General features: G+C 70.1%; 13 protein-coding genes. 5 read left to right on the top strand and 8 right to left on the bottom strand.

Translation table 11 applies throughout. The features are described from left to right. Positions 1–134: 134 nt before the first annotated feature. The 3 genes from JHD82_RS11515 to JHD82_RS11505 all read right to left on the bottom strand — a co-directional run bounded on the left by JHD82_RS11515 (position 135) and on the right by JHD82_RS11505 (position 2955). Positions 135–941, bottom strand: a complete 807-nt coding sequence (locus JHD82_RS11515; RefSeq protein WP_012202206.1) for an IclR family transcriptional regulator — start codon at positions 939–941, stop codon at positions 135–137. 44 nt (positions 942–985) lie between these two features. Continuing rightward, positions 986–1759, bottom strand: a complete 774-nt coding sequence (locus tag JHD82_RS11510) for a ferredoxin--NADP reductase (protein WP_012202207.1) — start codon at positions 1757–1759, stop codon at positions 986–988. A gap of 260 nt (positions 1760–2019) precedes the next feature. Further along, on the bottom strand, positions 2020–2955 hold the full coding sequence (locus JHD82_RS11505) for a LysR family transcriptional regulator (RefSeq protein WP_013800142.1): 936 nt from the start codon (positions 2953–2955) through the stop codon (positions 2020–2022). Between the two features lie 93 nt (positions 2956–3048). Between JHD82_RS11505 and JHD82_RS11500 the strand changes: the two genes are divergently transcribed. Then, a complete protein-coding gene (locus JHD82_RS11500; RefSeq protein WP_199136558.1) occupies positions 3049–3840 on the top strand; it encodes an SDR family NAD(P)-dependent oxidoreductase in 792 nt (263 codons plus the stop codon). Positions 3841–3857: 17 nt separating this feature from the next. Here the strand turns inward: JHD82_RS11500 and JHD82_RS11495 are convergent, their stop codons facing one another. The 4 genes from JHD82_RS11495 to JHD82_RS11480 form a co-directional block, all read right to left on the bottom strand. Further along, the gene (locus tag JHD82_RS11495) at positions 3858–4139 is read right to left on the bottom strand and encodes a DUF3325 domain-containing protein (RefSeq protein ID WP_183021253.1); all 282 of its coding nucleotides are present in this window, start codon (positions 4137–4139) and stop codon (positions 3858–3860) included. Next, positions 4136–5836: a PepSY domain-containing protein gene (locus tag JHD82_RS11490; RefSeq protein WP_199136556.1), complete on the bottom strand. Its 1701-nt coding sequence runs from the start codon at positions 5834–5836 to the stop codon at positions 4136–4138. The genes JHD82_RS11495 and JHD82_RS11490 overlap by 4 nt, the downstream gene beginning before the upstream one ends. Beyond that, the gene (locus tag JHD82_RS11485; protein WP_199136555.1) at positions 5833–6159 is read right to left on the bottom strand and encodes a DUF3649 domain-containing protein; all 327 of its coding nucleotides are present in this window, start codon (positions 6157–6159) and stop codon (positions 5833–5835) included. Before JHD82_RS11485 ends, JHD82_RS11490 begins: the two co-directional genes overlap by 4 nt. A gap of 160 nt (positions 6160–6319) precedes the next feature. Beyond that, entirely contained in the window at positions 6320–7180 is an 861-nt protein-coding gene (locus JHD82_RS11480) for a LysR substrate-binding domain-containing protein (RefSeq protein ID WP_013800147.1), read from the bottom strand. A 177-nt stretch (positions 7181–7357) separates the two neighbouring features. Here JHD82_RS11480 and JHD82_RS11475 point away from each other — a divergent pair, with 177 nt between their 5' ends. From JHD82_RS11475 to metC, 4 genes are all read left to right on the top strand, one after another. Next, the gene (locus JHD82_RS11475; RefSeq protein WP_199136570.1) at positions 7358–7894 is read left to right on the top strand and encodes a cysteine dioxygenase family protein; all 537 of its coding nucleotides are present in this window, start codon (positions 7358–7360) and stop codon (positions 7892–7894) included. Positions 7895–8025: 131 nt separating this feature from the next. Next, entirely contained in the window at positions 8026–9597 is a 1572-nt protein-coding gene (locus JHD82_RS11470; protein WP_199136554.1) for a rhodanese-like domain-containing protein, read from the top strand. A 191-nt stretch (positions 9598–9788) separates the two neighbouring features. After that, positions 9789–10787 (top strand): tripartite tricarboxylate transporter substrate binding protein, encoded by a 999-nt coding sequence (locus JHD82_RS11465; RefSeq protein WP_199136553.1) that lies wholly within the window; start codon positions 9789–9791, stop codon positions 10785–10787. After that, positions 10787–12004, top strand: coding sequence for a cystathionine beta-lyase (gene metC / locus JHD82_RS11460; protein ID WP_199136552.1), 1218 nt, complete (start codon positions 10787–10789; stop codon positions 12002–12004). Before JHD82_RS11465 ends, metC begins: the two co-directional genes overlap by 1 nt. A gap of 13 nt (positions 12005–12017) precedes the next feature. On the opposite strand, the gene JHD82_RS11455 is transcribed toward metC, so the two are convergent. Next, the gene (locus JHD82_RS11455) at positions 12018–13091 is read right to left on the bottom strand and encodes a nitronate monooxygenase family protein (RefSeq protein ID WP_199136551.1); all 1074 of its coding nucleotides are present in this window, start codon (positions 13089–13091) and stop codon (positions 12018–12020) included. Positions 13092–13102 lie beyond the last annotated feature (11 nt).

The raw sequence follows: 13102 nt of genomic DNA, 5'->3' as shown, positions 1-13102 counted from the left end.
TCCTGCCTTGGTTTCCTGATGGTTGAGCAACGCCCTCCATGCTAGGGCGCCAGGGCGGCGCGCGCTGTCGTCTTGGCTACTGTGCGGGTACTGTGCGGGCGCCTGCGGGACAACCGGCCAGGCCCGGTCTGCGGTCAGGCGCGGTCTATGTCCTGCTGCAGCCGCCGCACCATGCGCTGCAGCGCAGGCACGCCGTCCTGGCGCAGCGCATCGGCCGTGACAAAGCGCGAGGGCCCGCCCAGGCTGACGGCCATCAGCGGCAGGCCACGCCCCGGCGAGAAGGCCAGGGCGATGGCGTTGACCTCGGGCTGCCAGTCGCCGAACGAGCACGACAGCCAGGGTTGCGGATGTGTGCTGGCACCGGGCCACAGCGGCAGCTGGGCCTGGGCGGCGGCCCATTGCTCGGGGGCGTGTGATTGCAGGTAGTCCAGCGCGCGCTGGCGCTCGGATGCGGGGCTGGCGGCCAGCCAGGCGCGGCCCACGGCCGTGGTGGCCAGGGGGATGCGCGAGCCCATGTCCAGGTCGCGGTGCGTGAAGCGCGCGCTGGGGCAGTGCTCGATGTAGACCATGTTGTGCCGGTCGCGTGCGGCCAGGGCCACCTCGGCATCGGTGGTGGCGGCCAGCTTTTGCATCAGCGGGCGCGCGATCTGGCGCACGTCCAGGCGCGAGAGCATGGCGCTGCCCAGGGCCAGCGTGGCTGTGCCCAGTCGGTATTTGCCCTCTTCGGGCACGTGGATGAGGTAGCCCAGCGTGGTCAGCGTGTGCGTGAGGCGCGAAACCGTGGACCTGGGCAGTCCGCAGCGCCTGGCGATGTCCTGGTTGCCCAGCAGCTTTTCGCCGGAGCGAAAGCAGGACAGGACATCAAGGCCGCGCGCCAGGGCGACGATGAAGTTGCGGTCATCGTCGCCGGGCTGGGGCGGCGGGGTGCGGGAGGGCGGCATGCGCCGATTATCGGCAGCCGCCCCGCCGCGGGGTGTCGTGGGCTTTACTTCTCGACGAAGGCGCGCTCGACCACGAAGTCGCCAGGCGTGGTGGTGTTGCCTTCCTTGAAGCCGCGGTGCTCCAGCAGCTCCTTGAGTTCGTTCAGCATGGCGGGGCTGCCGCACAGCATGACGCGGTCGGTCTCGGGATTGAGCTCGGGCAGGCCGATGTTCTGCGGGAAGGTGCCGGCCGTGATCTGGTTGGAGATGCGGCCCTGGTTGCGGAAGGGCTCGCGCGTCACGGTGGGGTAGTAGACCAGCTTGTCCTTGACGATTTCGCCGAGGAATTCATGCTCGGGCAGTTCCTTCTCGAACAGCTCCTGGTAGGCCAGCTCGCTGGCGTGGCGCACGCCGTGCACGACGACGACCTTCTCGTAGCGCTCGTAGGTCTCGGGGTCGCGGGCCACGGCCAGCCAGGGGGCCAGGCCCGTGCCGGTGCCGATCAGGTACAGGTTCTTGCCGGGCAGCAGGTAGTCGATCAGCAGCGTGCCCGTGGGCTTCTTGCCGACGAGGATGGTGTCGCCGACCTGGATGTTCTGCAGGCGCGAGGTCAGCGGACCGTCGGGCACCTTGATCGACAGGAACTCGAGGTGCTCCTCGTAGTTGGGGCTGGCGATGGAGTAGGCACGCAGCAGGTTCTTGCCGTCGACCTTCAGCCCGATCATCGTGAAATGGCCGTTGGAAAAGCGCAGCGCGGTGTCACGGGTGGTGGTGAAGGAGAAAAGGCGGTCGGTCCAGTGGTGGACGGACAGCACGCGTTCTTCAAGAAAAGCACTCATGTTGGCAATACGGTGAATTCGGGGCAGGCAGTGCCCGCCGGGACGTTGCAATGAGAGGTCAGTGCCATTCAGGCACGCGGTGGCGGGAAGCACAGGGGGCAGGCGCGGTGTGCGCGTTGCCGCTGCTTCGTGGCGGCCGGTGACCGGGGCAAGGTCGCTATTGTCCGGTAAATGGCGTCAAAAGGGGCAGGCGCGAACCTTTGTCTTGATACGGATTAGTGATAAGCAAAATGACGCTGGCTGAATCGCTGCAGCGCTCGCTAGGGCTTTTCGGCCGGGCCAGCGCCAAGCGTCCAGGGCAGGACCGCTTCGGCCAGCCAATCCATGAGCACGCGCACGCGGCGCGGCAATTGGCGGCGCTGGGCGTAGATCAGGTGCAGCGGCATGGGCGGCGGCGGGTGGCGGGGCAGCACCTCGACCAGTTCCCCTGCGTCCAGCAGCGGCTGCACGGCCAGGCGCGGAACCTGGATCAGCCCCAGGCCGGCCTGGCAGGCCGCGAGATAGGCCTCGGCATTGTTCACGGTGAGCGCGCCCGTCATCGGCAGGTACCGGGGCTGGCCATCCTCCTCGTACTCGAAGCCCAGCGGCCGCGCGCCCAGCGTGCGCTGGTAGTGCACCAGCCGGTGACCGCCCAGATCCTGCAGCGTGGCGGGCAGCCCGTGGGCCTGGACATAGCCGGGGCTGGCGCAGGTGGCCAGCGCCACCAGGCCCAGCGGGCGTGCCACCAGGCCGGGCTCGTCCACGGGGCCCAGGCGCAGCACGCAATCAAAGCCTTCGCGCACCAGGTCCACGCGGCGCTCGGTGCAGCTCAGCTCCAGCTCCAGCGCCGGATGGCTTTGCAGCAGTTGCGGCAGCAAGGGCATGACGACGTGGCGCGCCAGGCCCGTGGTCATGTCCAGCCGGACCTTGCCCTGCAGCGGCGCGTCGCCGGCCTGCTGGAACTGGCCCTGGAACTCGTCCACGTCGGCCAGCAGGTCCTGGCAGCGCTCGTAGCAGGCCTGGCCATCCTGGGTCAATTGCACGCGCCGCGTGGTCCGGTGCAGCAGCCGCGTGCCCAGCCGTGCCTCCAGTTGCTGCACGGCCTGGGAGACGCTGGCCTTGGGCAAACCCATGCTGTCGGCCGCACGCGTGAAGCTGGCCATCTCGGCCACGCGGCTGAAGATCTGCATCTGCTCCAGAAGCTTGATTGTTTGCATGGGGCGAACAAATAAATCAGAAACAGCCAATTTATCCAAAAATCGACCTTCAATACAGTCGCTGTCATTGCAAACCACCTAACGAGGTCCGCCATGACAGTTTCTCCTTCGACCGCTTCTTCCCCTGCCGCCCGCCGCATCGTCCTCGTCACGGGCGGCAGCCGCGGCCTGGGCCGCAATACGGCCGAGCACCTGGCGCGCCAGGGCTTTGACGTGGTGCTGACCTACCGTGAGCGTGCCGACGAGGCCCAGGCCGCCGTGGCCGCCATCGAGGCGCTGGGCGGGCGGGCCGCCGCCCTGCAGCTGGACGTGGCGCGCAGCGCGGGCTTTGCGGACTTTGCGGCCCGCGTGCGCCAGGCGCTGGCCGATACCTGGCAGGCCGACCGCCTTGATGCGCTGGTGCACAACGCCGGCATCGGCATCAACGCGCCATTCGCCACCACCACCGAGGCGCAGTTCGATGAATTGTTTGCCATCCACCTGAAGGCGCCGTTCTTCCTGAGCCAGCACCTGCTGCCCCTGCTGCGCGACGGCGGCAGCATCATCCACCTGTCCAGCGGCCTCACGCGCTTCACCCAGCCGGGCTATGCGGCCTATGCATCCATGAAGGGCGGGGTGGAGGTGCTGACGCGCTACCTGGCGCGCGAGCTGGGGGCGCGCGGCATTCGCGTCAACACGGTGGCGCCGGGCGCGATTGCCACGGATTTTGGCGGTGGCCGTGTGCGCGACGATGCGCAGATGGGCGCGGCCCTGGCCAGCCAGACGGCACTGGGCCGCGTGGGCCAGCCCGACGACATCGGCCCCGTGATGGCCGCCCTGCTGCAGCCCGGCATGGGCTGGGTGCAGGGCCAGCGCATCGAGGCCTCGGGCGGCATGTTTCTCTGAAGGCGCCGGGAGGGCCGTCAGCGCAGGCGCTCGCGCGCCACCATGGACAGCAGCACGATGGCCGCTGCGGCGGCGATGTGGCCGAACCAGGACACCAGCCCCAGCGACCAGGGCTCCACCTGCAGCGCCGCCCACAGCGACAGCGCCAGCAGCACCCAGCCGGCCGCGCGCAGGCGCCGGGTGCGGGCGGGTGGCAGTTCCTTGCCGAACAGGTCGCTCTGGTGGCGGTCCATGGCCAGGGCCAGGCAGGCGAAGGCGCCCAGGGCCAGCAGCTGACAGAACAGATGGGCCATGCTCATGCGCTGGTCTCCGCTGCGGCGGCCACTGCCGTGGCGGCTGCCTTGGGCGCGGGCCGGGCGGCGCGCACCGGTTTGGCCTTGGGCTGGTGGCGCTGGGTGCGCAGGGCCAGATGGGCATGCAGTGCTGCCAGGGCCAGCAGCATGAGGTCCATGCCCGCGAACACCCAGTCGCCCGCGCGCAGGCTGGTGATCAGGCCGCGCTCCGTGGTCAGCGCGTTGACCACGGGCAGCAGGGCCAGGGCGGCGGCGCCGGCCCACAGCAACTCGATCCAGGCCCGCTTGGCGGGCCGGCCCATCGCCCAGAACAGGGTGGCGCCCCAGGCGATGAACATGGCGTGCACCTCCCACTCGGCGCGCTGCGCCATCTCCACCGGCAGCAGGCGATTGGCCCAGAGCATGCCGGCCATGCCGATGGACAGGCCGGCGATGGTGGCGATGTTCAGCCGTTCCACGAGCCGGAAGCCGAAATGCGGCCTTTCCGGGTCGGGCAGCTTGCTGCGCCGCTTCACGTTCCACAGCACCAGTCCCGTGCCCACCATGGCCGTGCCCGCAAGGCTGACGATGAAGTACAGCCAGCGCGTGGGCAGGTCGCCGAAGCGGCCCATGTGCAGCGCATAGAGCACGCCGCGCGTCTCGGCGGCGGCGCCCACGCTGTCCTGTGCCTGCAGCAGCTGGCCGCTGACGCCGTCGAACATCATGAACTGCGGGCTGATGGAGACGCGGCCGTTCTCGCCGCGGATGGCGGTCACGCGCGCATTGGCATCGCCGGGCAGGTTGACGTTCAGGCGTTCCACCTGGCCCGCGCCCCAGCGCTGCTCGGCCTGGCGAACCATGTCGGCCAGCGGTGCCAGGGGCGCGGCCTGGCCCGAGGGCTTGCCTGCGGGAACAAAGGCGCTGAGCTGCTGGCCGGCCACCACGCGCTGCTCGGGCGTCATGGTCGTGGCCAGACTGGCCCAGGGCATGTACATCAGGGCCAGGGTCACCAGCCCGGTGTACGTGATCATCAGGTGAAAGGGCAGGCCCAGCACCGACAGCGCGTTGTGCGCATCCAGCCAGGAGCGCTGCCCCTTGCCCCAGCGGAAGGTGAAGAAGTCGGCAAAGATCTTCTTGTGCGTGATCACCCCGCTGACGATGGCCACCAGCATGAACATGGCGCACAGCCCCGCCAGATAGCGGCCCCAGAGCACGGGCATGTAGTGGAACTGGAAGTGGAAGCGGTAGAAGAACTCGCCGCCGCGCGTCTCGCGCACCGGGCCTTCGAGGCGCGTGCCGGTGGCCGGGTCGAAGCGGCCGTTCTCGAAGCGGCGCTTGTCCTGGCCTTCGGGAGGGCTCCAGAACACCGTGGCCACCGTGCTGCGTTCATCGGGCAGGTTGATCAGCCACCGAGGGCTTTGCGGTGCCAGGCGCGCCACGGCGTCACCCACACGCTGGGCCACGAGCGCGGGCTCGCTCGCCTGGCTCTGGTGCGGCTGCTCGGGCTGCATCCACTGCGTGATCTCGTTCCTGAAATAGCTCACCGTGCCCGTGAGGAACATGGCGTAGAGGAACCAGCCCAGCAGCAGGCCGACCCAGGTGTGCAGGTCGGACATGGTCTGGCGGATGCCGGGCGCCTTGGCGGCTTTCCCGGGCTTGGCGGCTTTCGCGGGCTTGGCAGACTTGCCGGCCGTGTTCGTGGTGTCCGGGGTGTTCTTGCTCATGCGCCCAGCCCCTTGCCCCAGGTCCACCACGCGGCAGGCGCGAGTACCAGGGCGGCGACCAGCAGCCCGGCCCAGGCGCGCCAGGCGCTGCGCACGGCAAACACCCAGATCACCGCGCCCGCATAGACGGCAAAGCTCAGCAAGGTGCCCGAGATCGCCGCCTGCGTGCGGTCTGCGGGCAGGGCCAGCACGGCCACGCTGGCCAGCGCCGCCACGGCGTAGCCGCCAAACAGCGCGGCGAGGATGCGGGAGATCAGCGGCCCGTAGTCACGGAACCAGTCACGGAACCAGTCATGGGTGCGGGCAAGAGTGGGAGATGGCATGGCACGGGGCCTGGAAAGGCTCGAAAAACGCCGGCAGAGGCGGCGGCGGTGGCGCGGATGTTATTTGAGAATAAGTCCCATTACAAGCGGCGCAGTCAAGTGCGCCGCCACATCCAGCGCCGCCACATCCAGCACTGCCGCGCGCCAAGCGCCCCGGCGCTCAGCCCGCCGGCTGGCGCATGCGGGCCTGCAGGTTCTCGAAGATCTGGCGTGTCACGGGGCTGATCACATGGCTGCGGATGTACAGGCGGTAGGCCAGGTCCGGCAGCGGCGGCATGCCGTCGCCCGCGCCCAGCACGCGCAGGCCCGGGTCGAGCTGCTCCACGCCGCGCGCCGTCACGCCCAGGCCGGCGCGCAGGGCCGCGCGTATGCCCACCAGGCTGGTGCAGGTGTGGCGCGGCGTCCAGGCGATGCCGGCCGCATCCAGCGCATCGCAGCCCAGGCGCCGGAAGATGCTGGGCCCGTCGGCCATGACCAGGGGAACGGGCTTGCCCGGGTCATGGGCATAGCCCGCGCCGCACAGCCACACCGTGGGTGTGGAGCGCAGGGCAAAGCCCTCGAAGCCTTCGTCCTCCCGGTTGGAGATGGCCAGGTCCAGCTCGCCCTGCTTGAGCGACTCCATCAGGAACGGGCTGCGCCCCACATGGATGTCGATCTGCATGCCCGGAAAGTTCAGCGCAATCTCCTGCAGCACGGGCGGCAGCATGTTGTCGGCCGCGTCGTGCGGCGCGCCAATGCGCACCAGGCCCTGCACCTGGCGGTGCTGCAGATTGCGCAGCGCCTCGTCGTGGATGGCCAGCATGTGGCGCGCATAGCCCAGCAGGCGCTGGCCATGGTCGGTGAGGCGTTTTTGCCGGCCCTGCTTCTCGAACAGCGCGTGGCCGATCTTCTCCTCCAGCCGCTGCATCTGCTGGGTGATGGCCGATTGCGTGCGCCCCATCTGCACGGCGGCGGCGGCAAAGCTGTCGTGGCTGGCAATGGCGGCCAGGGTGCGCAGCAGGTCCAGGTCAAGCGTCTCCATACTTCAATTTTATTGAAGTATTTATTGGGCATGCGTGGATTGTTGCGGGCGGGGCGCCTCACTACAGTGGGCTTCAACGACGACAAGGAGCCCCCTTTGAACACCACCACCACCACCAACAACAACAACACCATCACCGAACAGCGCAGCGCCGCAGTGGCAGCAGCCATCGACAGCATGAAGCAGGCCATTGGCGAGGACGCGGCCACGCGCGCCAGCCTGGACGCCGTGCTCCAGCAACTGCTGGGCCTGGCCGCGCGCCGCGATTTCTGGCAACAGACCGACTACGCCGCACCGGAGCAGGGCGAGCACCAGGCGCGCTACCTGATCGCCGAGGACGCCGACCAGAGCTATGCGCTGTACCTCAACGTCATGCGCCCGGGCAAGCGCATCGTGCCGCACAACCACACGACCTGGGCCTGCATTGCCGCCGTGGAGGGCACGGAGCACAACCGCGTCTACGAGCGCACCGACGACGGCTCCGTCCCCGGCAAGGGCACGCTGCGCGAGACGGAACTCGTGGTGGTCGCACCAGGCCAGGGCATCGCCCTCATGCCCGAGGACATCCACTCCGTGGAGATCCAGGGCGATCAGGTCATCCGCCACCTGCACATGTACGGCCGCGCGCTGGAGACGCTCAACGAGCGCACCAGCTACGACCTGGCCACCGGTACCTGCCAGACCATGGCCATCGGCGTGCAGACGCGCCGCTGAGCCCCGGCCTTCCGGCCGCTGCCTTTCGCTTCCTGCCTTTTCACTGTCCATGCCGCAGCGCGCCCCACGGGGCGTGCGTGGCAGGGCTTTGCCCGAAATTCCTTGCCGATCTTTTTCCCGGACCGCATGCAATGACCGCATCCATTGACGCCCACACCCTCAAATCCTGGCTGCACGACGGCCAGGAGATCGCGCTGCTCGACGTGCGCGAGCACGGCCAGTACGGCGAGTCGCACCTGTTCTACGCCACGCCCCTGCCTTACAGCCGGCTGGAGCTGGATGTGCCCCGCCTGGTGCCGCGCCGGCAGGTGCGCGTCGTCACCTACGACGGTGGCGAGGGCGATGCCAGCGCGGGCGTGGCCGAGCGCGCCGCGCGCCGCCTCGAAGCCCTGGGCTACACCCGGGTCGCCGTGCTCGAAGGCGGTGCCAAGGCCTGGAGCGCTGCGGGCTACACGCTGTTCGCCGGCGTGAACCTGCCTTCCAAGACCTTTGGCGAACTGGCCGAACACGCCTACGGCACGCCGCGCATCACGGCCCAGCAGCTGGCAGCCCGACAGGCGGCGGGCCTGCCCCTGGTGGTGCTGGACGGCCGACCCGTCTCCGAGTTCCACAAGATGAACATCCCCGGCGCCATCTGCTGCCCCAATGGCGAGCTGGCGCTGCGCGTGAGCCGCCTGGTGCCCGATGCGGCCACGCCCATCGTGGTCAATTGCGCGGGCCGCACGCGCTCCATCATCGGCGCGCAGACCTTGATCAACCTGGGCATTCCCAACCCCGTCTACGCGCTGGAAAACGGCACCCAGGGCTGGTACCTGGCCGACCTGCCGCTGGAGCACGGCGGAACGCAGCGCTATGGCGACGACTCGGCCAGCAGCGCGCTGCAAGCCCAGGCCCGCGCCCTGGCCGAACGCTTCGACGTGCCCGAGGTCGATGCCGACACCGTGCGCGCCTGGAGCCAGGATGCTGCGCGCACGCTGTTCCTGTGCGATGTGCGCACGCCCGAGGAATTCAAGGCCGGTTCGCTGCCCGGTGCCCAGCACACGCCCGGCGGCCAGCTCATGCAGGCCGGCGACCAGTACGTGGGCGTGCGCGGTGCGCGCCTGGTGCTGTTCGACAGCGATGGCGTGCGCGCCCCCGTGGTGGCCAGCTGGCTGCGCCAGCTCGGCCATGACGCCTGCGTGCTGCGGGGCGGCCTGCAAAGCGGCCTGGACCTGGCACCGGCCCAGCTGCCCCAGGCCCCCGCACTGGCAGGCATCACGGCGCAGGCCCTGCATGAGCGCATGCGCCAGGGTGAGGTGGCCGTGGTCGATCTGCGCGCGGGCATGAAGTACCGCGCAGGCCACATCGCCGGGGCCCGCTGGTCCATCCGCCCGTGCCTTGCCAGCGATCTGGCCGGCGAGACGCGCCAGATCGTGCTGGTGGCCGACGAGCCCGGCATGGCGCAATGGGCCGCGCTGGAACTGCAGGGCGCCGCGCCGCTGCTGCTCGAAGGCGGCCTGGCCGCATGGCAGCAGGCCGGCCTGCCCGTCGAGGCCACGCCCGACAGTCCCACCGACGCCGAATGCATCGACTACCTGTTCTTCGTGCACGACCGCCACGACGGCAACAAGGAAGCGGCACGCCGCTACCTGGCCTGGGAGACGGGCCTGGTGCCGCAGCTCGATGCCCAGGAACTGGCCGCCTTCCGCCTGCCGAGTGCATGAAGCTCCCCCTGAGCGGCTTCGCCGCTTCCCCCTCTCTCGCTGCGCGGGAGGGGGACGGCACCCTCGCTGCGGGGGCGGCCCTTGCTTGGTGCCCCTGGCCAAAGTCACGTCAGTTGCAAAGGCAGCGCCATATATCGCTGACTTGCCGTAGAGCGACATAAATCAGATCACATAACGACAGGAGACAAGACATGTTCGCAATCCCCACCCTGGCCAGGATGCTGGCCGCCGGCCTCGCGGCCCTGGCCATGCTCTCGCAGGCCACGGCCGAGCCGCTGGCTGCGCGCAACGGCTATCCGGCCCAGCCGATCCGCTTCATCTCGCCCTTCCCGCCGGGCGGCGGCAACGACGCCAGCACGCGCTGGGTCACCACGCGCCTGACCGAGGCCACGGGCCAGCCCTCCGTGGTGGAAAACCGGGGCGGTGCAGGCGGCAACATCGGCGCCAAGGCCGTGGCCGAGGCCAAGCCCGATGGCTACACCGTGCTCACGGGCCAGGTCTCGCTGATGGCGGTGAACCCCGCGCTCTACAGCGCGCCGGGGTTTGATCCGCTCAAGAACTTCGTGCCCATCACGCAGATCAACGCGGCGCCGCTGGCCATCGTGGTCGCTTCGGCCTCGCCCCTCAAGAGCTTTGCCGACCTGGTGGCGCGCAGCAAGGGCGAGCCGGGCCGCGTCACCTATGCCACGCCCGGCAACGGCACGCTGTCGCACCTGGTGGGCGTGGTGCTGTCCAAGGAAAACGGCGTGCCCATGACCCATGTGCCCTACAAGGGCGCGGGGCCGGCCATCAACGATCTGCTGGGCCAGCAGGTCGATGTGCTGATCACCTCCACCTCGTCCGTGGCCGGCATGATCCAGGCGGGCCAGGTGCGCGCGCTGGCCGTCACCAGCCCGCGCCGCATCGGCGTGTTCGGCAAGGTGCCCACGCTGGAGGAACTGGGCCTGCGCAATGCGCGCTTCGAGGACTGGTACGGCTTCTTCGCACCCGCCGGCACGCCGCCCGAGCGCGTGGCCTTCTTGCACGACGCCATCGTGCGCACCCTGCAACTGCCGGAAGTGACCAAGCTGGTCGTCGATGGCGGCAGCGAAGTCGTGGCCAATACGCCCGAGGCCTTTGCCGCCCAGCTGCGCCAGGACATGGAGCGCTGGTCGCGCGTGGTCAAGCTCTCGGGCGCGAAGATCGACTGATGGCTGCCGAACACGCCCCCGTGCCTGGCGCATCCGCCCCTGGCGCCCCCGCGCTGGACCTGCAGACCCGGCTGCTGCATGCGGGCAAGCGCCCGGCCTATGCGGGCGGCACGGCCGTCAACCCGCCCCTGGTGCGCGCCAGCACCGTGCTGTTCGAGAACACGGCACAGCAGCGCGAGATGCGCGAGCGCCGCGCCGGCGAGCGCATCTTCAGCTACGGCGCGCGCGGCACGCCCACCGGCTTTGCGCTGGAAGACGCCGTCAGCGAGCTGGAAGGCGCCCACCGCACGCGGCTGCTGCCCACCGGCCTGGCGGCCATCGGCATGGCCCTGCTCAGCTACCTGCGCCCCGGCGACCATGTGCTGCTGACCGACAGCGCCTACCAGCCCGTGCGCCACCTGGCCGGGCAATGGCTGCGGCCCTACGGCATCGAGTACGACTTCTTCGCGGCCGATGGCAGCGACGCCCAGGCGCGCATGCGCCCCAACACCCGCATGGTCTATGCCGAATGCCCGGGATCGCTGGTCTACGAGATGTGCGACCTGCCCGCGCTGGCGGCCATGGCCCATGCGCGCGGCGCCCTGGTCGTGGCCGACAACACCTGGGGGTCGGGCTGCCAGTACCGGCCGCTGGCGCTGGGGGCCGATGTCTCGGTGATGGCAGCCACCAAGTACCTGTCGGGCCACTCCGACGTGATGATGGGCACCGTGGCCACCACCGAGGCCGCCTGGGAGCCGCTGGCGGCGCGCTGCGATGCCTTCGGCATGGCGGTCAGCCCCGACGATGCCTGGCTGGTGCTGCGCGGCATGCGCTCGCTGGCCGCACGGCTGCAGATGCACGAGGCGCATGCGCTGGAGGTGGCGCACTGGCTGCAGCAGCACCCGGCCGTGGCCACCGTGTTCTGCCCCGCGCTGCCCACGCACCCCGGCCATGCGCTGTGGCTGCGCGACTGCCAGGGCACCAACGGCCTGGTGTCGCTGGAGCTGCAGCCCGGCACCGCCGAGGCCGCCGTGGACCGCTTCATCGACGCCCTGCGCCTCTTCGGCATCGGCGCCTCCTGGGGCGGCTACGAAAGCCTGGCGACGGCCGCGCACATGGCGCAGGCGCGCAGCGTCACCGACTGGAGTGCGCGCGGGCCCGTGGTGCGCCTGCACATCGGCCTGGAGTCGCCGCGCGACCTCATCGCCGACCTGGAGCAGGGGCTGGCGGCACTTTAGTGGATAACACGCTCTAGCGGCCTGCCTGAGCGCTCGCCAGTTCGCCGGCCAGCGTCTGCACCAGCGCAGCGGCCGGCATCTCACGCGCCAGCGGCGCACCCTGGCCGGCCCAGTGGGCTGCGTAGTCGGAGCTGCCTTGGGCGTACGCCGCCTGGTGCAGCGCCTTGCCTGCGTCGTAGACGCGCGGGTAGTCGGGCAGGGGCTGGCCAAGGCTGGCGCCCAGCGCATGCAGCCGGTTGACCATGCCGCGCGCCGGCCGGCCCGAGATGGCGGCGGTGATGCCTGTGTGGTGGGCGCGTTCGCTGCGCAGCTCGGCACGGTAGGCCGGGCTGGCGGACGATTCAGGGCAGAGGATGAAGGCCGTGCCCAGCTGCGCCGCGCAGGCGCCCAGGCCCAGCGCGGCCGCAATGCCCTCGCCGTCCATGATGCCGCCGGCCGCGATCACCGGCAGGGCCGTGTTGCGCGCCAGCACTCGCACCAGGGCGAAGGTGCCCATCATGCGGTCCTGCGCGGGATCGAACGTGCCGCGGTGCCCCCCGGCCTCCACGCCCTGGGCCACGATGGCATCGACACCGGCCTGCTCCACCTGGCGCGCCTCGTCCAGCGACGTGGCGCTGGCCAGGGTCACGACGCCGGCCGAGCGCAGCGCGTCGATGAAGCCCTGCTCAGGCAGCCCGAAATGAAAGCTCACCACGGCGGGCCGCTCCTGCAGCAGCATGGCCTGCAGCGCCGCGTTGCCGACGGCGGTGGCGTAGATCTCGTTGAGCGTGGCGGGCGGCGTGGCGCCGAAGCGCGCGAACTCGGGCGCCAGATGGGCCAGCCAGGCGGCCTCGCGCTGCGCATCGGCCCGGGCCGGCCGGTGGCAGAACAGGTTGACGTTGAAGGCGCCCGATGTCAGCGCGCGCGTCTGCACGAGCTGCTGGCGCGCCTGCTCCGTGCCGCTGGCGCCAATGCCCAGCGAGCCCAGGCCGCCGGCCTCGGTGACGGCGGCCGCCAGCGCGGGCGTGGACGTGCCGGCCATGGGGGCCTGGATGATGGGATGGCGCATGCCAAGGCGGGCCATCCACGCGGTCTTTGCAGTGCTCATACGACTCCTTG

It is taken from the genome of Delftia sp. ASV31, from assembly GCF_016428765.1.
GTDB lineage: Bacteria > Pseudomonadota > Gammaproteobacteria > Burkholderiales > Burkholderiaceae_C > Comamonas > Comamonas acidovorans.
Note: the sequence above shows the minus strand (reverse complement) of the source record. Positions and strands in the feature narration are given on the sequence as shown.